Raw genomic sequence first — 20,924 nt, forward strand, 5'->3', positions numbered from 1 at the left:
ATACGTAGCTCATTAAGCGCTCCCGAATGATGTAAAAGTTCGAGGGACCGTGCTCAGCCAAAGCTGCTTGCTCGGGTGATAGTGGCCGGTAGTTGATGCTATTTTCTCCGCTTCGGCCCGGAGCTGGCGTAGAAAAACGTACATGCTTTGGAGTGCGAATTGATAGCTCCATTGAGGAATTGGACCGTAAGTGCGCGGCCACTTCCAGACGGGTGACTACTCCCATCTTGAATTGTTGAGAGAGATCAGCCGCCGAAAAATCCGTCGAGATGATCGAATGAGGGTCTTCACGCACTTATGGTTCGTCCACTCGTCGTGCAGTTACAGTTTCCGGATCTTTGCACTAAGGTAACCAAGCTCCCACTCCCCAACCGAACAACGATAGCGGCAAGGTGCTTGGCCAACGCATCGACCCGCACTCAATATGCTGAAAAACGCATTTAGATGTTCGTTGCGACAGTCGCAGCAGAACCATCGAATCCTCCTTGGCAATTGCGCAATAATTTCGGCGATCCTGCGCGACATCAATTTGAACTTTCCCTTATCGACGACATCCAAAACGTCAGTCGAGCGCTCTGGAGGTAAAAAATCTCGCCTCGAGGTCTTTAACCAAGGCCTCTCTAGCGCGACTAGTTCGTTGGCCGCATTCAGCGTCAGAAGAGGTCCCTTTTATGCTCTGAAGCATTTAGTCAGGAAGCTCTGAGGTACTGTAGGTCTGCATGCATTACGAGCACAGTTCGCGGCGAGCCGGCTACAAGCGCAAATTGTTGGCCGTAATCGCGTAAAAGCTCGCCGCGACAACGTTCTGGTGGGACGGTCAGGCAGGTCATCGCCTCCCGAGTTTGTCAGAGGAGCCGTCACGCGGGGTAGCGTCAGCTACTGTAGTCGCGCACTGCCACAGCCACGCTGACTAGCCCTTGGAGTCCCGACAGCTCGTCGGAGCAAGGTACGACGATTGACAGCTCTAAGTCGCAAATCCGGAAAATTACCATTGGGAGCCACAAACGAGGGACCACCTGCGTGTAACTCATCAGGTTTTGAACTTCAGCCCTCAGGTGTGGTAGGGAGTGCCCGACATTACGATTTCGTGAACTTACCCCAAATGTGGTGGCAAGATCTCTTTCAGTCGATTCACACGTTGCAACGGTGTGGTTATATGTCCGGCCTTTCGCGCGCGGCGCATGGCCGCTAGCCTCGCTGGGATAACGCAAAAACGAGGTCTGAATAACTACGCGCTTAAGCGCATTAGGGGCAGTTGCTTCACTAGTTTCGGGATTTCGTCCCATGGGTTCATGTCTCTTATTGCACCTTGCCTTCTGCCGCCGCATCAGTACGGCGGGGTCTTCAGCATCTTGATCGGGACCAAGCTTATTCTCTTCCGGATCCACTAAGGGATCGATGGGAAACGCTGTACCAGCGGATTAGCCCCCAGTGGTCAAAGTTTATGATGGGGTCGACGGAATCAAAAGCATCACTTGTGGTTCCTTCTGAGCACCTGATTTACGAGGGGGCTCTATGGGGTTGGTCGCTGGCAGCAACCACTGTACCATTCGGCCACTGGAACATACACGACAAGTGGCATTTAGATATATTACAGTGCTGCTGAAGCTTTGCACGCCAGCGGACGACAGGCTCGATGATAGCGATGACAGCAAGGCTTCGAGGGGATATAATGAGGTGTAATGTCGCGAGCTCGTTCGACACGTGCAGGGAGTAGTTGGCGACGTATTACTTTGATCAAATAGGTGTAGCATCTAATAATGTTGGGAAGGCCGTGACGCAGCCCCACCGCCTGCGCGCCGAACGGCTAGGCTTCGAAGAGGTCGTCCGAGATCCACCACGCGCGGTTACTGCCACCGTCCAGGCCCGGGATTCGGTGGACGCTGGACCCATGGGCACGGCACCCGACGGTGGTGCAGAGCTCAATCTCAGAGCGGGAATGTACGTGGTCCTCCAGATGGAGGAAGCACCTGCAATGGGTCGGTTTGCCGAGTGCCTTCCCCTGGCTTCTCGACCTCGGTACAATTTCCTGTGACAGATCGTGTCCCGTTGCGCGGGGTCGCTGACTGCGTGTCACCGCGTTCACTGTCTGGAGCCGGTCAGATCAGCTGGCGATTGTCGGAAGGTTGACGGCTGGATCGTCGCTCAATGTGACGATGATTTCCATAGTCATGTAACGGGCGCTTGGACTGCCCATTCATCCTTCTGCTCGAGCAGGATCGCGCCGATGAGGTGCGACAATGGCATCTTCGTTCGAGAAGATGCCGACCACCTCGGTGCGCCGCTTGATCTCCCCGTTAAGGCGCTCGATCGGCTTGGTAAGCGGTATGAGATGTCTCGGTGCCAACGTTCCCGCCGCGGTGTTCTACATCGTGGCGTATGGTGCGACTATCGGGACAGAGGCACCGGGAACACGAAGTGCGGGTAGGCCGATGTTTTTCCAAGAGCCGATAGCTCGAGTTAGTAGCTGGCCGCCTCTGCGACTCACCCGGTTGCGCTGGGAGCGCGAATCCGTAGTTGTCGTGTCGCCCGCAGCTCCCGTCATATGTCTGGCAGGAGGTGCGAATGCGACGGGTGATTGGCATCGACGTCCACCAAACTTTAGGCGGGGTGGTGTTTTGGGAGGACGGCGGGCTCCGACGTGCGAGCCGCATCGATGACGCGGACTGCGCTGGAGGGATTTGGCAAGACCCTGCTCGCCAGTGATGAGGTTGGGGGGCGAACCGACTGCCAACACCATGGCGGTGTCGCGGGCTCTGGCGCCGTTCGTGGCACGGGTGGTTATCGCCAATCCGCTGCAAGTGAACGCGATCGCCCAGGCTCACGTTAAGACTGACAAGATCGATGCCGGCACGCTCGCCAGTCTGCAGGCGGTATCTGCCGCAGATCTATACGCCTGACGCGGAGACCGAACGCAAGCGTCGGCTCGTGGCGCGGCGCTACCAGGTCCTGCGGCACCGCACGCGGCCCAAAAACGAGGTGCATTCGATCCTGCACGCGCACCTAATCCCGAAGTGCCCGCATGCCGAACTTTTCAACGCCCACGGCCGGGCGTGGTTGACGGCCCAACAGCTGCCGGACGATGAGCGCGCGGCCTTCAATCGGCATGTCCGTGAGCTTGACTGGCTGGCGGAAGACCTGGCTCTGCTCGACCGTGAGATCGCGCAGGACGCCATCGGTCGCATCAGCAAGATCGGCCGCAGTCACGCGCGCGCAATGCTGGCCGAGGCGGCCTGGGCCCCGGCCAAGGCGCCCGGTCCACTGCCTGCTTTTTTAGTGCGGATCCGTGCCCGGCTTGGTCATCAGGTCGCCGCGGTGGCCGTGGCTCGCAAGCTCACGGTGCTCTGCTGGCATTTGCTGACGAAGGGCGAGGATTACCTGTGGGCGCGTCCGGCGCTGGTCGCCAACAAGCCCGCGATGCAACTTCAAGCTGGAATCCGCAACAGAAAGGAAGCCGTCGCGGATCAGCCTATGCCTACGACATCAAGGCGCTGCGCGACCGCGAGATGTTAATTGCCGCCCAGGCGGAGCAGCTACAAATGATTCGTGTCGCAATGGAAAGCGCGGCGGCCAAAACGCGGCGCGCGGGCGCCTCAGCTCGGCAGGACAAAATAGGCAGTCCGGTGACGCTTGCAGCCGACGCGTCACGCTTTGCGAGGTCGCCCGCGCTCGACGAACATAACCGCCGCTGACGGCAAGTGCTAGCCAGGAATGCAGTCCCGTTCCACGCCAGCATGCCGCCATGCTCGGGCCGGTCAAGGGCCAAGCCGTGCGGTGACCGCAAACGCCCTTCGATGCACAGAATGAGTGATCATTATATTTGGTGCACGAGGTCACAGCGCGGCAGATCAAAACTCAAGCGCGCTCCGAGTCGTATTGGTCGCCCGCTCTCGAGGGGTTATGTGATGCTGCAGGATTGGGGACAGCGGGAAATAACGAACTTGCTACGGTTTTGGCTAGCAATGTCGCGTTCGCAACGTGTTGGTGGATACTAAACAGCCGAGTTTGCTTCCGAATAGAAGAAATGTGCTGCGCGTTGGCTCTGACCAGCTGTGCACATAGCCCACGTGCGACCGCATCGGGCGTTTGGCCCAGCTCTTGCTTAGTGTGCACCAACACCATTCCGCGCCCATCATTTTGTCGGAGTTGTCCACCGTGAGACACAATATGGGATGAAGCGCAATCATGCAGAATCGGACTTCCAAGACGACCGCGGCCGTGGGCATGGCAACCCAAACCATGATCACCAGCGCTGCGCTGCGTCATCACCAATTCTCGGGAAATCGCGGAGTTTACGTCAAGTACCAGCCCTCGGCGCCTGGGCTTTCGTTTGCAATTTGGAAGTGACTGAGCGCTGGCGGACCGTTAGCGCCGCTTCCTTGGCAAGTCTCCCTGTCCGCGAGCTAGCCTTAGCTGGCGTTCGATCACACCGCCTAGACGGCGCAGAAGCACGAGGGTCTTGATGACAAACCTATTCTACCGAGCCGCGGTGTCCGCTGTTGCCGCAATCGTTCTTTGCTCCGCCGCCCAGGCCCAAGATCGCCGCGCTGTAGCCGAACCTGTCGAACCCATCGATGTCTGCGCCCGCCTCTTCCCCTCGAGAAAGAACGATACGGTTAGGCTGCAAGATGCCATTGACCATTGCCCCGCCGGGGCGGCGGTTTATCTGGCAGGCGGGGCGTTCCGGTCGGGTCCACTCGATATGAAATCGGGCGTTACGCTCTGGATCGAGCGCAATGCTACGCTCTCCGCCATCCCCGAGCCGACGGCCTATGACAAGGGCTTGGGAACATGCGGCACCATCGATGACAAAGGTGACGGCTGTCGGCCGTTCATTAGCTTTTCCAAAACGTATGGCGGCGGTATCTATGGCGGCGGCATCATCGATGGCTTGAGCGGCACGTACGTGGTCGGCGGCATTGGACCTTGGTGGCGGCTGGTCCGCCGCGCGCAAATCGACGGTGGAAACCAGAACGTCCCGGGTTTGATCCAGATCGATCAAGCGAAGGACATCACCTTTCATGGTATCACCTTACGCAATGCGCCGAGTTTCCACGTCGCGATGAATCGCGTCGAAGGAGCCACCTTTTGGGGCATCACCATCGATGCACCAGCCAACATCCGCAACACCGATGGCATTGATGCGGGCGCCAGCCAGGATGTGACCATCACCCACAGCTTCATCCGCACTGGTGACAATAACGTTGCGCTCAGGGCCGGAAACGATGGTCCGACCCGTTATGTCTCCATCATCGATAACTGCTTCGGTTGGGGGCACGGCATGTCGATCGGCAGCAACGTGAGCTCGGGTGTTAGCCGCATACTCGTGAACGGCCTGACCTTCAACGGCACGACGTCGGGCCTGCGTATCAAAAGCGATGTCAGCCAGGGTGGCCTGGTGGAGAAGGTAACGTATGAAAATGTACGCCTGCGCAACAATCAATGGCCTATTATATTCGATACAAAATACGATCCCAACGCCCAAGGTGAGAGCATTCCGATCTATCGCCAGATCGTTCTGCGCCATGTGCGTGGCGATAAGGGCGCGCTGCTGATGCGCGGGCTCGACCAGAAGCATGCTCTTGAGATTACGTTGGATGATGTGCGATTTGCCGAGAGCGCGACTTGGCAGGTAGAAAATGCAGACGTGACGGTTGGAAATTCCGGCGTGTCACCGCCCCTGCCGGATGGGGCTGGGCAAACCGTACCGAGTACCGGGAAGCAGAGATTTTGACTTGTTGAACTTTTGATTGGCCCATGGCCTTGGACGGCGTGGGCCATTTTGGCGGGCGCCCCTGTCGGCGTGAACGTCCATTTGTGCGGGGCCGTATCGCCTTTCTTGTTGGGTGGCGGCCTCGACAAGGGCGTGCTGGTAGCCGTCGATGCAGCAGTCGATATTGGGCGGCGGGGATGCATATTTCAATCACGTTCACCCACCAGGCGTGCTTCACGATCTGCAGCGAAGGTATCATTGAGACGACGCTGACTGACAGCTTGAGGAGAAATTTGTCTCACGTTGAGCTGCGCCGATGGCGCAAATCAGGCGGATTATCACTAGGCCGAGGAAAACCGGGGCACAATGCGATAGCTCTATAGGTCTCAGCTGAATGACCCATGACGGCAGTTCGCCGCGATAAAGCAATTTCAATGCCGCGTCGACATTGGAAAAAGCTGCCGAGCTTCGTGATGATCTTGCGCCGCAAGCTACGGTGCAGGGCACCGACGGCGTTGTAGTGTACATCATATTGCGGAAGGACGCGCCTGCCCGCCAGAACGCGGTCATTTCCACGACCCGTACAGGAAGTGGTTGGCGACGTGTTCTGTGATCAAGGGTAACCGGCATGAGGGCCTCACCTCGCAGTGACGAAGCTTGTCTGCGATACAGGCTGACAAAGCTGATCGATGGGGTGGCGCGATGGCAAATGCCATGCTTGATGCCAGGCAGGAAGGTGACTCTTATCGCCGCGTTGAGGTGATCACTGGGGAGCGCCGGCGACGGTGGACGAGCGAGGAGAAGGCCCGGATCGTGGCGGAGAGCTTTGAGGAGGGGGCGAACATCTCCGAGGTGGCGCGGCGCAATGGCGTTTCCCGCGGACTGCTCACGGTGTGGCGACGCCAGGTAGCGGCGCGCTCGGCCGGCAAAGCCCAGAACTTCGTGCCTTCCAAATTGGCGCCGAGAGCGATGGAGGGGGGTGGCAAGTCCGAGTGCATTTCGCCGGTACAGACGAAGCCCGTGGAGATCGCCACGCCACCGGCCAAGGTCTGTGGAGTGGTCGAAATCGAGGTGAACGGGCGCGCATCCGGGTCGAGCCGAGGGTGGAATTGGCGACGCTTTCGCTGGTGCTATCGGCGCTTCGAGGCATCCGGTGATTGCTCTACGGTCAGACCTCAAGGTGGTGCTGGCGGCCCAGCCGGTCGACTTTCGTAAGCCGGTGCATACGCTCGGCGCTGGTGAGCGAAGCACTGCGCGCGAACCCATGTTGCGGCGACGTCTTCGTGTTCCGCAGCAAGCCCAGGACAGAGTGAAGCGTCTGGCGTGGGACGGCAGCGCATGGTGTTGGTAACGAAGTGGTTGCACCATGGGCGTTTCACCTGGCCGCGATCCGCGACGGCGTTGTGCATCTCAGTGCGGCGCAGCTTGCGATGCTACTCCGACGGGTTCGAGTGGACGCGTGTCGCCCAAGCCTGTGAAGCAGCCGACCATTGTCGGCTGAGAAGTGAGGATCTCACTGGAGCATGGGTCGCACGGATGTAACCTCTGGTCATGGCGATTCGCCCCGGCGCTCTCCCGACCGATCCGGCAGCTCTGGCCGAGATGGTGCTCGCGCTTGACGCTGAGAACGAGACGCTGCGCGTAGCAATGCAAACGAAGGACATGATCTTCGGGAAGCCCTCGGAGCGGCTTGCCGCGCTCGTGGCCGAGCAGCTCGCGCTTGAGCTTGGCGATCTTGAGACTGATGTCACGCCGCCTGCAGCTGCCAACGACGATGCGGCTGCGGCAAAGCCGCCCGGCAAGCCACTGCGGAAGAAGGCGCGCCGCAACATCGGCGCGCTTTCAAAGCACTTGCCGCGCTGCGAGCATGTGCTGGAGTCGGAGGCGACCGCATGCCCGTGTTGCCAGGGCCAGCTTCACAAGATCGGCGAGGACGTCAGCGAGGTACTAGACATCATCCCGGCGATCCTGCGGGTGCTGCGGACGGTCCGTCACGGCTGCCTCCTCTGCACCGATGGTGTGATCCAGGCGAAGGTGCTGCCGCGCCTGATCGAGAGCGGTATGGCTTCGACCGCACCCGTGAGCCACGTGGTAGTCTCGTCGCCTGGTATCTGCCGCTGTACTGAAACCGACCCGCGGAGCGGGACCGCTTGAACCGGTTTGTTAGTTGGAAACTGAGCGCTCCTGATCTCTTTCTATCATGCTGCGAGAGACTCTGTCTGCTGGAGTTGCTGTGATGGGGTGACGCCCCCTCGACGGCATCAATGTGCCAAAGTGAAGGGTGTTGAACAGCCATCACGAGAGAGGAAGCGTCCTTGAACGAAGTTACTACGATCGGGTTGGATTTGGCGAAGTATGTTTTTCAGGCTCACGGAGCCAATGCCACCGGCAAGGTGGTTTTCCGCAAACAACTGCGCCGCAATAAAATGCTGGCATTCTTTGCCGAGCAGCCGCCTTGTCTCGTGGCAATGGAAGCCTGTTCGGGTGCGCATTACTGGGCTCGTGAAATCGGCGAGCTCGGCCATGAAGTGCGACTGATCCCGCCGGCGTACGTGAAGCCCTTTGTCAAGCGGCAGAAAAACGACATGGCTGACGCGGAGGCGATCTGCGAGGCGGACCAGAGACCGACCATGCGCTTCGTTCCCGTCAAGAGCGAAGAGCAACAAGCGAGCGCAGTGGTGTTTCGGACTCGCGACCTGTTGATCCGGCAACGGACCCAGATGATCAATGCCTTGCGCGGTCATCTCGGCGAATACGGGTTGATCGTGCCGAAGGGCACGGCTCATGTCACACAGCTTGTCGAGTGGGTGACGGACCCGAAAACCGACGTACCCGCAGCGGCACAGTTTGCACTCGACATAGGATCAAGACCATGGCCACACTGGAAACACAGATCAAGAAACTCGACCGTGAGATCGTCCGCCGCGCCCGGAAAGAAAAAGATGCCCGGCGCTTGATGACGATTCCTGGCGTGGGACCAATGACTGCGACGGCATTGCTTGCCCTTGCACCTGCCGCAGCAAGCTTCCGGTGTGGGCGGGACTTTGCCGCATGGCTGGGGCTGACGCCGTTGCAGCGCTCCACGGGTGGCAAACAGAAGTTAGGCGCGACATCGAAGATGGGCGAGCGAACGTTGCGGCGCTTACTCATCATCGGTGCGACGGCGGTCGTGCAGCATGCACGGCGACGAGGTGCGTCACCGTCATCATGGCTAGGGCGCATGATTGCCCGTAAGCCGCCCATGCTGGCGGCTACTGCCCTTGCCAACAAGATGGCTCGCATCCTCTGGGCTCTGATGGCCAACGCTGGGGTCTACAAAGCTCCGACCGTGGCGGCATAGCCGTCCGGTTAGAGGTCGTCGAGATGTAGGAAGGTCAAACGGAAGGTATGGCGCAACAGTCGAGAGACGGGGTCAGGAAAACCAGGACATGCCCAAGTGCTACCCGAGCACGCTGCTGTGATTTGGACCTGATCCGCGAACTCCCATACGGGCCGGCGACATTTGACGGTCGCGATAGAGGCCGGACAGATGTCAGCACCCCGACTACAGCGCAGCGCTTGACGAAAGATTCTTCTTGCATCCCCGGGGGCGTCCACAGATGGGCATGTGGTCAACGCGTCAGCGTTGTCCACCATGACCACAGCCTCCGCGGCCTGCATCCGTTCGCGCCGGACCGCCATCGGCGTGCGATAGCCGTGCGCCTGATGGAGGCGGCGATCGTTGTAGAAGGCGATCCAGCTCGCGATGCCTGCCTTGGCCTCGCGGCCGTCGGCATAGCCCTTGAGATAGATATCCTCATGCTTGAGCGACCGCCACAGCCGCTCGATGAAGACGTTGTCCATCCAACGACGGCGCCATCCATGGAGATCTTGATGTTTGCGCCCGCCAACGCGCCGGTGAAGGCCGCACTGGTGAATTGGCTGCCCTGGTCGGTGTTGAAGATCTCCGGTCTGCCATACTTCACCAGCGCCTGGTCCAGAGCCGCCACGCAGAACGAGACGTCCATCGTGTTCGACAACCGCCACGCCAGAACCGCACGGCTCCGCCCAGATGATGGCGACGAGATAAAGAAAGCCGCGGCCGATGGGCAGATACGTGATGTCGGCCGCCCATACCTGGTTTGGCCGGTCGATCGTCATGTTGCGCAACAGGTAGGGATAGATCTTGTGGCCCGGCGCCGGCCTTGTCGTGTTCGGCCATGGTCCCAGCGCCGCGATGCCATCTTGCGCATCAACCGCTGCACCGCTTGGGATTGACCGGAAGCCCCTCAGCCTTCAGCATCGCGGTCATTCGCCGCGAGGCAGGAACGGCCAGGCGGTGAACAGTTCGTCGATCCGCCGCATCAGGGCAAGGTCGTTGTCGTTGGCCGGCCGGGGCGGCCGGTAGACCCCAGAGCGCGCGATGCGAAGCAACATGCATTGCCGGCGGATCGACAGCGCCATGTATCGGCGCGATCGAGCATTCCTGGGCGGTCCGGCGTGCTCATCTTCCGGACCTCCGCGCTAAAAAATCGCGCTCGACTGTCAGTTGTCCAATCTTGGAGTGCAGCTTCTCGATCTCGCGTTTGCGAGCCTCCTCGCTCTCGCGCCCGACACCTGCGTCAAAGGCCCGGGCCGCCTAGTCCAGCAGTTGCTCCTTCCAGGCATAAATCTGGTTCGGGTGAACCTCATAGCGCTGGGCCAGATCACCACCGTCGCCTGCTCCCGTACGGCTTCCAGCGCGATCTTTGCCTTCAGTGCCGCGTCGATCTTGCGTCTCGTCTTCGTCGTCATCATGCGCTCCGTTTATCAAACGGAGCAGCCCCTTCCAACTAAGCACATGGTCCCAAGACCGGGGTCCATTTCAGTACCGACAGGTGCAAATTCTGGCCGGCCAGGGTGTCCATCTCGACCGGGCGACGCTTGCCGGCTGGGTGAAACGTTCGGCCTGGTGGCTCATGAGCCTCTATGCGCTTCAGCTGCGCACGATCAAGGCCGCGCCGAGCCTGTTCTGCGACGAGGCGCCCATGCCGGTGCTCGATCCTGGACGACATCGCCCGCGCACCTGCCAGTTCTGGGCGTATGCCATGGATGACCGGCCATGCGGCGGTCCCTCGCCGCCGTCGGTGGCCTACGTGTTCGCCGATGGCCGCGGCACGGCGGAGATCGCCAGACAGTTGATAAGCTTTTCCGGCATTCTGCACGTCGACGGTTATGCCGCCTACAAAGCGCTCGCCCGCGATCATGGCGGCGCGATCCAACTCGCCTTTTGTCTCGCCCACGCCCGTCGCAAATTCGTCGACGTATATAAGACGACCCAGTCGCCGTTCGCGCGCGAAGTGATCGAGCGCCTGCAGGCGGTCTATGCCATCGAAGCAGAGATCCGTGACAGCAGCGCCGAGCAGCGTCTGGCCACCCGCGTCACCAGGTCCGCTCCATTGATGGAGGCGCTCAGGACGCGCCTGACCACAATGGTCGGCCAGCTCTTCTCCCAATCGAAGCTGGCGGAGGCCATCAACTACCCACTCAATCACTGGGACGGGTTGACGCGTTTTTCTCCGCGACGGCCGTGTCGAAATTGACAGCAACACAGTCGAGCCTTCCATGCGCCCGATTGCGATGGTAAGACGCAAATCATTGTTCAGCGGCAGCGAAGGCGGCGCCGAGAGCTGGGCGATCCTGGCGTCGCTCGTGAACACGGCAAAACTTGAGCTCGACCCGCAGGCCTACCTGACCGATGTGCTGGAGCGCATCGTGTCGGGGCGAACCAAGAGCCATCAGTTGCACGAGCGGCTCGCCTGGAACTGGAAGGCGGCGCGCCCGCACACGCCGCAGGCAGCGGCATGAGCCCACGTCGCCATAAGGCAGCATCGTCGATGGCGCCAGCCGCGATGTCGCTTGCGGAGCTCGAGCGATGGCTTCAGGATCGCGTCGATGGCCATCCTAGCCGACACAAGCATTCCCATGCTCGACAGCTATACCGCCGCGATCGTGCGGGACCGGTGTCGATAAGCCCGCTCGATTGGATCTGCCCGCTGCTCGCGATCGATGCCGACGCTTTCAACCATGCAGCACGCCGGAGTTCGCCGCCATCTCCGCCGTCGCGCTGCGCCACAACGACATCAGCAACACCCTCTCGACTGCCCCCGATCGGTTCGAGCCGATGCACCGGCGCGACCCCAGCGGCAACATCGATGCGCATTTCTGTTGCCAGGGTTTCGATGCCCTGATGCGGCTCAGACTGTCGGCGTGGGCGCCGTTGCTCGACGTCAACAACTCAATCACGGCCTGCCGCTGCCCATCCTGCTGCATTGTCGCGACGATCAGGCCCGTCCGGTGCTCGGACCGCCACGAAACGGTCGCAAACCCGAGGATTTCCTCCGTAACGCCTACCTCGATATCCCAACCGTCGTCGAGGCGCTGCGCCAGCACTGGATGCCCATCCGCTACGCACGCGACCGCTAATCATCGCGGACGTGGTAGCTCATACCGGTTACAATCAAGTAGCCTTTGAGCCGCCGCGGATGACCAATGGACACAGCTTTCACGATCGGCACCATTCCTCGTACGCGGCTTTTATCACCTGGCCTCACGGCAGGATTGCTCTGCCAATTCGGCAGGGCGTGTGGGCTTTAGCAGAAACTGCCTGGCAGAATTCGGGTTATAATCCTCAAAGACAGGGGGATTCAACGTAGCCGCAACGATGTAGTCCGCCTGCGCAGCTCCAAAGGACGCCATGACAGCGGCTTGATCAAGACGATACGGGCCCTCCGGCTCGATCAGTACCCACGCTTTAGCCAGATCGGCGCAGGACTCAAGTCTGAGCGTTTCCACCGCGACTGCGTTGCTGCCAGGTTGTGATCCGACCATCCATGGCAGACCCAGCGCTCGCGTCTCCAGCACATACAGCAGGCTCGGCGAGAGGCCCGTTAGATCGACCACGGGAGTACCGACTCCAAGGCCGGCCTCACGAGCTTGGGCTCTGGCCGTCGCCAGATAGTCGTGGAAGGATTGCGAGAGTACCAATTTTCCGCCACCTGGCATGGGCATGACAGCGGGGTAAGCGCGCAGATCTTTGACCTGACGGAACGGCGTGTGCATGCCAGCATTGAGGACTGATGCAGTGAGCAGCTGTGCCAACACCGTTAGCGGCAGTAGGGTGTCGACGCTGCGTCTCTGTTGCGCAAGAGGGCTTAGGAAAGCCACGCCCGCGAGCATCCAGAACAAGGCGGCCATCGCACCGACGTGCCAGTAATTCGTATTGGAGCCGAATGCGAACAGGTGCGGCAGGACCAAGAAGGTCAGCGTTAGAGTGATGCTGGTGGGGGTCTGGGCGCGCAAGACGAACCCTCCGCGATAGACCATCGCGCCAAGAGATGTGAAGGCGGGCACCAGGAACAGAGTCGACGATTTAATGCTGATCGGATTGGTCCCCAGCAGCGCAATCGTTATTGTTGAGATCAACGCCGCAGTGAAAGCAAGCGATAGAAACAACTTGCAAGCAGACCCAATGAGAATGCTGAGTAGAAAGACTGTCGCCATTGACACAGCGATAGCGAGTTGCGAGCGGCTGGTGGCGAGCCAATCGATCCGAAACGTGAGCGACACCTCGTGCCCGGCACCCAGCAAGGTTTCCATTTCAGCACTGTTGATCATACGGGTCAGCAGCCCGGTCACGCCACCGTCAATCAAATAGGCTGTAACGATCAGTAGAGCGAGAGCGACCAGAGCGGCGCCAAGCATGTGCAAGAGCGACTTTCGTTGCAAGACGACGACATAGAGCATAACGACGAGGGCAATGGCAGCTGCGGTGGTAGGCTTGGCCATGAAGCAGCACCAGCCCCCAACGCTGACTAGGGTCCATCCCAAGACCTTGCGAATGCGTCCTTGCCGTTCGGCTAAGAGCAATCCGGTCATCACCATCAAGAGCGATTGAAAGGCAAGTGAGTAGTAGCTGGGGGTGAGCCACGAGCCGGAAAAGTTCAATAGTGCCAGGCTGGCGATCCCTGACGATAGGACCGCCGCATGCGGCCAGCCCGCTCTCCAGAGTCGCCGGATCAAAAGGAAGCTGAGAATCCAACCCAATACCGTGGTAAGCGTGACGTTCGACACGCGAAGCACTGCGATGTCGCCGCCCGCCCACAGAAATGGCCAGTGATACAGGAAGCCGAAGAGCGAGGGCGGCCAACTGATTGCATAGGCGAATGGATTCGCGATGTAGTGGAGGTACAAACCTTCATCGGCGAGATTAAAACCGAAATTGCTATAGTATAGCACCCAAGCGAAAAGAATTGCTGTGGTTGCGGCGGACAGGGTCAGCAAAACCGGATCGAGCAAAACTGACAACATCCTTGCGTTGGCAAAATGTTTATCTCTTGCCATAGGTGCCTTCCCGCAGCTTTTTAGATGAGGCCTGTTCTCAATGGAGATCAGCCTTAAGGAGCTTCTAATTGACCTTAGCCCCGCAATCTCCTCCCAGGTTTGGTAGAGTCTGTAGTCTCGGAGAGAGGTGGACATGGTCGTCGGCGAAGTGGATGACGCTCAGCATTGCGAGGCAAGTGAACCAGACCCTAATCACCGGGCCGAAGGCTGACGCCATCAGCGCGGCGCCCTTGCTCTGGACTGCAAACACGTAGCAGGATCAGTACCGTGAGCGGCACGACGAAATGATCGAACGCGGGCGTGGCGGCCGCCAACTGCCGACAGCACCGAGATCGCCGGCGTGATCATGGAATCGCCGATGGACATCGAGGCGCCGACCACGCCGAGCGCGAGCAGGAGCCAGCTCCGCCGCCCCATCGCACGCTGGCCAAGCGCCATCAGGAAGAGCGTGCCGCTCTCCTCGTTATTGTCGGCGCGCAGCCGGAGCAGCACTTATTTGGCGATGACGACGCTCAATAACGCCCACAGGATCAGCGAAAGCACGCCGAGCACCATCAACTGCGTCACCGGCCACGGCCCTGACAGTCTCGTGAAACGCGTAGAGTGGCGAGGTGCCGATGTCGCCGAACACGACACCGATACTCCCGAGCGTGAGGGCCCAAAAGCCCGAGGTGACCGGCCCTTCCTGGGTCTCGGCCTGTGTGATCCTCGCCGTCATGAAGATGGAAAACGCTTCGTCCCTGGAATTAATCCGGCGCCCTTCGAGGCTTCCGGTCTCGCCCCAGCTCGTAGCTCTTCATCGGCCGCCCATGTGGATGAGATCGCCCCCTTGCATGCAGATCAACGGGGCGAAGAGCGCAACATTGATCGATCGCAAGACGAAACGAATTCACACGGCATCCCGGTACAGCACGTGTGACCCAGTTCATCGATAATGTGAGGGCCAAAAAGTGCGGCTGGTTCTTCCTTTCCGACCAGCGAGCCGCCTTAACCCGTCCTGATGCGTCGAGCACAAGCTCCATGAATCACCTGCCTGTGTTAGCCGTTCGCAGTCAAGGTCTATGTCGCACATACCTGATCATACGATCAAAGTCGCAAGTTGTTTCGCCACTCCCTACTCCTTCCGCCTGCGGCGGAGCACGTCGAGTCAGTTACTGATGCTGCAATAAACCCGACAGTTTCGTATTGTTCTGCACCAGCCGAAGATCGACTGAATCCTTTTGCACGCCGCTGCCCTCTTCAAATGAGATCGAGTTCGTCAGTAAGGTCGTATTCACGCGCAAGCGCGCGCAGCGTCTCCCATGTCGCATCCTCAATCTTAATGCCGTTTGCCGTGCGCTCTTGCTCGCGCACGTATCCAGCCTCACCGGGGTAGAACACGCCGGATGAGCTTTCCGAGAGCGGCGTGGACGTCAGGTAATGTGCGAAGTCGGTCACATCTTTCTTGAATTGATCAAGTGGCCGGAACGCTGCCACATTCAACACAGCCATAAAGCATCCGTTATTGTTCCTGCTCGGCTCGGCCTCGAAACCGGGGCCGACCAGGAGGTCGCTTAGTACTTCCACCATGGCCGCGAGGCCGCTGCCCTTGTAGCCCTCAGTGCCGCCGAGCGGCAGCAGCGCACCGCCGTTGTGGTAGTCGCTGGGATCGGTGGTAGGGCGGCCTTCGGCATCGATGATCCAGCCGGTGGGAATTGCCTGATTGCGCGCGATCGCCAGCTGGATTTTGCCGACGGCGACGGCCGAGGTCGCCATATCGAGAAGAAAAGGAGTCTCAAGATCGGAGGGTACTGCGATTGAGATTGGGTTCGTGCCGAGCCGCGCCTCGCGACCACCGAAAGGCGCGACATATTTAGGTGAGCGACCGGTATGCGCGGTAGCGAGCCCGATCATACCTGCGCGTACCGCCATCAAGGGATACGCGCCGAGACGACCGACATGACTTTGCCGGAATACAGTGCAAGCGGCGATATTGGCAATCTTTGCTTTTTCGATGGTGAGCGCCATCGCCTTGGCGTTGACATGGAAGCCGAGGCCCCAGTGGCCGTCGATGACGGTCGTGGTCGGGGAGTCTTGCACAATCGTCCACCCCGCGCCCGGCACGATGTGCCCCGCTTTAATGCGATCGATATAGGTCGGAATAGCGATCACGCCATGGGAATCATGGCCTGCCAGGTTGGCATTGACACATCCGGTTGCGACCGCTTGCGCCTCGTCCTCCGGAACGCCGGCAGCTTGTAGGAGCGCCATACAGATGCACTTGAGACGATCGGCCTTGATCACCACAAAGCCTCCCGTCTCTTCTACCCCGGTGAGCGCTGGATTCTTAATTACAGTCATAAGGGCCCTCCATTATCGCACACCGGACATTTGGCGGCGCGGTATGTAATGCAAGTTTCTTGCCGCCGTGTGCTCCATGCACCTCATTTGGACTGACGTGTAGGCCCATCGCGATGCCATCGAGTTTTTCCGCGACGCGAGACAAACAGGAGGCAGTCCTTGGTGACGTCGTCGACGATGTTGAGGATGCGGAAGCGTCGGCCATTGGCGAACTGATCGTGGACAAAGTCCAGCGACCAGCGGACATTTGGCTTGGCCTCGACCAAGATCGGGGGCCCGGGTCCCGACGGCCTTGCCGGCGATCCCGCCGCTTGCGGACGGTGAGCCCTTGCTCGCGATAAAGCCGGTAGATCCGGTTGATCCCCGATGGCTCGCCCTCCCGCCGCAGCAGGACGAATAGGCGGCGATAGCCGAAACGCCGGCGCTCGTTGGCGAGATCGCGCAATCGGCCACGCAGAACTGCGTCCGGCGGGCGGCTGGAGCATTAGCGGATCATCTTCCGATCCGCACCCACGATCGAGCAGGCCCGCCGTTCCGACAGGCTCATGACGGCCTGCAGATGCGCGACCGCAGCGCGCTTGGCCGCGGGCCCTACCATTATTTTGAACGGAGCTCGCGAAGTGCGGCTGCATCGAGCATCTGCTCGGCCAGAAGCTTCTTCAGCTTCCCGTTCTCCTCCTCCAGGGCCCTCAACCGCTTCGCCTCGGAGACGTCCATGCCGCCGAATTTGGCCTGCCAATTGTAGATCGTCGTCTCGGAGATCCCGTGCTGGCGAGCCAAATCGGCCGTCTTCGCTCCGGCCTCGTGCTCCTTCAGCACCGCAATAATCTGCTCTTCCGTGAACCGTGCTCGCTTCATTTGTCCGTCCTTCTTCGGGCCGGGCTCTAACTCCTTCTGGGAATACTCAGTGGCAGTACAGCATCCGCTAATGCTGCATGGCGCGTCTAGCGCTCCTATCGATCTTCCAAGATCGATCATCCAATTGCCTTAGCGTGACGGAGCCAAACAACCAAGTCGAAGCGTCGCTACCAAGACCAGTTTCTATGCTGATCTGCTAGATATCGCCCGCCTACACGTACGAAATGACAGAGTTCGCAGGGGCTGTAGGTAGTCTCGCGACCCACCTTATTTGGCCGTGGGGCACCATCGCGCTGTAGTGGGCATGCGGAAAAGGTACCGTCCGCGCCCGCACCACACAGCGTGTCAAAGTCGCTGGTCCTTGGCCGGTTTTCAACTGAGCTACAATGGCTGTTCGGTTTAAAACATAACGCACTTAAAGCGGCTTGGGAGTTATCTTAAACGGAAACAGAAGCTTAGGGGTTTGCGGAACTTGGCACAGCGGTTGCTTATAATGCGGGTGAAAGAAGCCGAAAGCTAGACGAGCGACGCTCGTCGTCTAAGAGGCAGGGACGTGAGAACAGCCGAGCGTTCGTTAAAATCCATTGACGGAGAGCAACATGCATTGTCTGAGAGCTCGCTTGGCAAGAGCCGCCTCGGAAGCATCAAGCTGACGGCAAAGCAAATTAAAACGACATTTAAGAAGGCTCGCAAGAGAGGCACAAGCGGTTCGATAGTTCGTGGCAGGCGAAACACGTCAGGGAATGACAGGTATCCTTTGCGCTCTTCTTCGGGGCAGAATACGCGAGTCTCAGAAGGACAATCTCGATTCACACCAAAATGAGTGATTGATAAGCCAATGGACCTCGCGTTTACAGCTACAGAGCAGGCATTTCGCGAAGAGGTGCGGCAGTTCCTGCGCGATAACGTTCCTCCGCAGATCTCGCGCAAGCTGGTGGAAGGGCGGAAGCTGTCCAAAGATGAGATGATCGCCTGGTGGCGCACCCTCAACGAGAGAGGCTGGGGCGTTAGCCAGTGGCCGGAGGAATATGGAGGAACGGGTTGGACCGCGGTGCAACATTACATCTTCAAGGAGGAGCTTCAGATGTATCCAGTCGTGGCGCCGCTCGCCTTCGGCGTTTCCATGGTCGGCCCGGTTATTTACACCTTCGGTGACGCAGCGCAGAAGAAACACTATCTGCCGCGTATTGCCAATGTCGACGACTGGTGGTGCCAGGGCTTTTCCGAGCCTGGAGCCGGTTCCGATCTCGCCTCGCTGAACATGAAAGCCGAGTGCAAGGGCAACAGATACATCATCAACGGCCAGAAAACCTGGACTACATTAGCCCAGTATGCCGACATGATTTTCTGTCTCTGCCGCACTGATCCAAGTGCCAAAAAGCAGGCCGGCATCTCCTTCATCTTAGTAGACATGAAGAGCAAAGGGATCATCGTGCGCCCGATCCAAACTATCGACGGCGGCTACGAGGTAAATGAGGTATTCTTCGAAGACGTAGAGGTGCCCGTGGAAAATCTCGTCGGGGAGGAGAACAAGGGCTGGGACTATGCGAAATTCCTGCTTTCCAATGAGCGAATCGGCATCGCGCGTGTGGGTGTCTCCAAGGAGCGGATCCGCCGGATCAGGGAAGTTGCCTCGACATTCGAGTCCTGCGGCCTATCTGTGCTCAACGATCCTGTCTTCAGCCAGAAACTCGCCGCCTGTGAGATAGAACTTAAAGCGCTGGAGCTAACGCAGCTGCGGGTCGTCGCGGATGAAGGCAAGCATGGCAACGGAAAGCCCAATCCGGCCTCCTCAGTGCTCAAGATCAAAGGATCTGAGCTTCAGCAGGCCACGACCGAGCTTCTGATGGAAGTGATTGGGCCGTTCGTCGCGCCCTTTGATGGCCATTCCGATTCTTGGACAGAGGCCGGCGATTGGATCGCACAGGTCGCGCCGAGCTACTTCAATAACCGGAAGGTCTCCATTTATGGCGGCTCAAACGAGATCCAGCGCAACATCATTAGCAAAGTTGTGCTGGGACTGTAGCTCCTCCTAGTGAAAAGGGCCAACCTACGTTCGCAAGGCAACCAAAAATGGACTTCGAGCTATCTGATGAGCAGCGGATCCTGAAAGAAAGCGTCGATGACCTATTAGCCGATGTTTATCGTTTCGAGCAGCGGCGTAAATACATGAAGGAGAAAGGCGGCTGGAGCCGAGCGATCTGGAGCCGACTTGCCCAGCAGGGCCTGCTCGGTTTGCCGTTTCTCGAAGCAGATGGCGGCTTCGGTGCCGGCGCCGTTGAGACGTTGATTGTGATGGAGGCTCTGGGACGCGCGCTAGTGCTCGAGCCCTATCTGCCGACGGTGGTGATCGGCGGCGGGTTCCTGCGCCATGGCGGCTCGGCCGCGCAAAAGGCTGCGCATATCCCCTCGATCGTCAATGGAAGCAGGACCTTTGCGTTCGCCCAGCTCGAAAAGAGCTCGCGTTATAATCTGAACGACGTCACCACATCCGCGAAGAAGAAGGCCGACGGATGGATCATCAATGGCGAAAAGCTCATCGTCCGCAATGGTGAAAACGCGGACGCGTTCATAGTCACGGCGCGCACGAGTGGTACTCAGCGCGAGAGATGCGGTATTGCGGTCTTCCTGGTGCCTGCTACAGCCAAGCACATCTCCAAGAGCAGCTATGCGATGCAGGACGGCCTGCATGCTGCTGATGTTGTTCTGAATGGTGTCGAAGTTGGCGCGGAGGCGGCGATCGGAGATGTTGATAACGGCCTGCCGCTGATCGAACGCGTCGTCGACGAGGCCCGCGCCGCCCTTTGCGCGGAAGCTGTCGGCCTTATGGACGAATCCCTGAAAATGACCGTTCAATACCTGAAAGCTCGGAAGCAGTTCGGAGTGACGATTGCATCTTTTCAGAGCTTGCAGCACCGCGCTGCCGACATGTTCGTCGCGCTGGAACAAGCGCGCTCGATGTCGATGTTTGCTACCATGGCGACCGCTTTCGCTGATCCGACCGAGCGGGCGAGATCGATTGCAGCGGCAAAAGTGCAGATCGGGAGAAGCGGAAAATTCATCGGGCAGCAATCGATCCAGCTGCACGGCGGCATCGGTATGACGATGGAAGCCAAGATCGGACATTGTTTTAAGCGGCTAACTATGATCGAGCACACTTTTGGCGATGCCGATTACCACGTGCGGCGGGTCAGTGAGAGTGGCGCGCTGCTCTAGTTGGTATTTGGTAGCAAAGCAACAGGCACGCGAAGTTGCGGCATCCGCTGCCGTGTTTCCCTTCCAGGGCGGGGAGCGTATGTCAGGAAACTATGTACCGCAACTAGCCATTCGCACGCCTTGCCGGACCAAGACGGTTCGTTCGATCATTTCTTCCGCGTGCAACCGGGATTCGCGCGGCGCGCCGCTGTGCTTTCTTGGCTACGAACGCGCGCTTTGATGATCAACGACATGATGAATCTTTCGCCCGCACGTCGTCATTAAGCCGACCTGAATGAATGTCGGAATCGCCACATGCTGTCGAGCTCAGAACGCACTAGTGGAAATTTAGCTTACATACCAAGGTCTCAAACTTGGTACAAACTTTGAAAGATGAGGTTTATCCAGCACCTCGCCAAATCTATGAGTTGCCGTCATGAATCATCTCTAGCATCTC

At 59.1% G+C, this 20,924-nt stretch carries 11 protein-coding genes and 5 pseudogenes; 9 read left to right on the top strand and 7 right to left on the bottom strand.

What is annotated here, in order from left to right:
* Positions 1-2,104: 2,104 nt before the first annotated feature.
* Positions 2,105-2,320: pseudogene (locus ABIA45_RS36400) on the bottom strand (transposase); the annotation flags it as partial.
* A gap of 524 nt (positions 2,321-2,844) precedes the next feature.
* On the opposite strand from ABIA45_RS36400, the gene ABIA45_RS36405 reads away from it, so the two are divergent.
* The 5 genes and pseudogenes from ABIA45_RS36405 to ABIA45_RS36425 all read left to right on the top strand — a co-directional run bounded on the left by ABIA45_RS36405 (position 2,845) and on the right by ABIA45_RS36425 (position 9,053).
* Positions 2,845-3,513: a hypothetical protein gene (locus ABIA45_RS36405; RefSeq protein WP_404655247.1), complete on the top strand. Its 669-nt coding sequence runs from the start codon at positions 2,845-2,847 to the stop codon at positions 3,511-3,513.
* A gap of 949 nt (positions 3,514-4,462) precedes the next feature.
* The gene (locus ABIA45_RS36410) at positions 4,463-5,734 is read left to right on the top strand and encodes a glycoside hydrolase family 28 protein (protein ID WP_404655248.1); all 1,272 of its coding nucleotides are present in this window, start codon (positions 4,463-4,465) and stop codon (positions 5,732-5,734) included.
* Between the two features lie 681 nt (positions 5,735-6,415).
* A complete protein-coding gene (locus ABIA45_RS36415) occupies positions 6,416-6,928 on the top strand; it encodes a transposase (RefSeq protein ID WP_404655250.1) in 513 nt (170 codons plus the stop codon).
* A 336-nt stretch (positions 6,929-7,264) separates the two neighbouring features.
* On the top strand, positions 7,265-7,867 hold the full coding sequence (locus ABIA45_RS36420) for an IS66 family transposase zinc-finger binding domain-containing protein (RefSeq protein ID WP_404655252.1): 603 nt from the start codon (positions 7,265-7,267) through the stop codon (positions 7,865-7,867).
* A gap of 161 nt (positions 7,868-8,028) precedes the next feature.
* Positions 8,029-9,053: pseudogene (locus tag ABIA45_RS36425) on the top strand (IS110 family transposase).
* Positions 9,054-9,394: 341 nt separating this feature from the next.
* Here the strand turns inward: ABIA45_RS36425 and ABIA45_RS36430 are convergent.
* A pseudogene (locus ABIA45_RS36430) lies at positions 9,395-10,486 on the bottom strand (IS3 family transposase); the annotation flags it as partial.
* An 83-nt stretch (positions 10,487-10,569) separates the two neighbouring features.
* On the opposite strand from ABIA45_RS36430, the gene tnpC reads away from it, so the two are divergent.
* Positions 10,570-11,274: an IS66 family transposase gene (gene tnpC / locus ABIA45_RS36435; RefSeq protein ID WP_404655254.1), complete on the top strand. Its 705-nt coding sequence runs from the start codon at positions 10,570-10,572 to the stop codon at positions 11,272-11,274.
* Between the two features lie 22 nt (positions 11,275-11,296).
* Positions 11,297-11,539 (top strand): transposase domain-containing protein, encoded by a 243-nt coding sequence (locus ABIA45_RS36440; protein ID WP_404655255.1) that lies wholly within the window; start codon positions 11,297-11,299, stop codon positions 11,537-11,539.
* Between the two features lie 213 nt (positions 11,540-11,752).
* Here the strand turns inward: ABIA45_RS36440 and ABIA45_RS36445 are convergent, their stop codons facing one another.
* The 5 genes and pseudogenes from ABIA45_RS36445 to ABIA45_RS36465 form a co-directional block, all read right to left on the bottom strand.
* Complete coding sequence (locus ABIA45_RS36445) at positions 11,753-12,124, bottom strand: hypothetical protein (protein WP_404655257.1); 372 nt, start codon at positions 12,122-12,124, stop codon at positions 11,753-11,755.
* A 147-nt stretch (positions 12,125-12,271) separates the two neighbouring features.
* Positions 12,272-14,074: a hypothetical protein gene (locus ABIA45_RS36450; RefSeq protein WP_404655258.1), complete on the bottom strand. Its 1,803-nt coding sequence runs from the start codon at positions 14,072-14,074 to the stop codon at positions 12,272-12,274.
* 136 nt (positions 14,075-14,210) lie between these two features.
* Positions 14,211-14,792: pseudogene (locus tag ABIA45_RS36455) on the bottom strand (KUP/HAK/KT family potassium transporter); the annotation flags it as partial.
* A gap of 521 nt (positions 14,793-15,313) precedes the next feature.
* Positions 15,314-16,414 (bottom strand): Ldh family oxidoreductase, encoded by a 1,101-nt coding sequence (locus ABIA45_RS36460; RefSeq protein WP_404655259.1) that lies wholly within the window; start codon positions 16,412-16,414, stop codon positions 15,314-15,316.
* Between the two features lie 149 nt (positions 16,415-16,563).
* A pseudogene (locus ABIA45_RS36465) lies at positions 16,564-17,272 on the bottom strand (transposase); the annotation flags it as partial.
* A gap of 838 nt (positions 17,273-18,110) precedes the next feature.
* Between ABIA45_RS36465 and pimC the strand changes: the two are divergent.
* Both pimC and pimD read left to right on the top strand, forming a co-directional pair.
* Positions 18,111-19,298 carry a pimeloyl-CoA dehydrogenase large subunit gene (gene pimC, locus ABIA45_RS36470; protein WP_404655260.1) on the top strand — a complete coding sequence of 396 codons (1,188 nt, stop codon included), beginning with the start codon at positions 18,111-18,113 and terminating at the stop codon, positions 19,296-19,298.
* Between the two features lie 47 nt (positions 19,299-19,345).
* On the top strand, positions 19,346-20,488 hold the full coding sequence (gene pimD / locus ABIA45_RS36475; RefSeq protein WP_404655261.1) for a pimeloyl-CoA dehydrogenase small subunit: 1,143 nt from the start codon (positions 19,346-19,348) through the stop codon (positions 20,486-20,488).
* Positions 20,489-20,924 lie beyond the last annotated feature (436 nt).

Source organism: Bradyrhizobium sp. USDA 336, from assembly GCF_044908355.1.
Lineage (GTDB): Bacteria > Pseudomonadota > Alphaproteobacteria > Rhizobiales > Xanthobacteraceae > Bradyrhizobium > Bradyrhizobium yuanmingense.

Excerpts from the sequence above, each read along its gene's own strand:
- ABIA45_RS36405 (WP_404655247.1), top strand. The coding sequence starts at position 2,845 with ATGCCGGCACGCTCGCCAGTCTGCAGGCGGTATCTGCCGCAGATCTAT.
- ABIA45_RS36410 (WP_404655248.1), top strand. The coding sequence starts at position 4,463 with ATGACAAACCTATTCTACCGAGCCGCGGTGTCCGCTGTTGCCGCAATC.
- ABIA45_RS36415 (WP_404655250.1), top strand. The coding sequence starts at position 6,416 with ATGGCAAATGCCATGCTTGATGCCAGGCAGGAAGGTGACTCTTATCGC.
- ABIA45_RS36420 (WP_404655252.1), top strand. The coding sequence starts at position 7,265 with ATGGCGATTCGCCCCGGCGCTCTCCCGACCGATCCGGCAGCTCTGGCC.
- ABIA45_RS36440 (WP_404655255.1), top strand. The coding sequence starts at position 11,297 with ATGCGCCCGATTGCGATGGTAAGACGCAAATCATTGTTCAGCGGCAGC.
- ABIA45_RS36450 (WP_404655258.1), bottom strand. The coding sequence starts at position 14,074 with ATGGCAAGAGATAAACATTTTGCCAACGCAAGGATGTTGTCAGTTTTG.
- ABIA45_RS36460 (WP_404655259.1), bottom strand. The coding sequence starts at position 16,414 with ATGACTGTAATTAAGAATCCAGCGCTCACCGGGGTAGAAGAGACGGGA.
- pimC (WP_404655260.1), top strand. The coding sequence starts at position 18,111 with ATGGACCTCGCGTTTACAGCTACAGAGCAGGCATTTCGCGAAGAGGTG.
- pimD (WP_404655261.1), top strand. The coding sequence starts at position 19,346 with ATGGACTTCGAGCTATCTGATGAGCAGCGGATCCTGAAAGAAAGCGTC.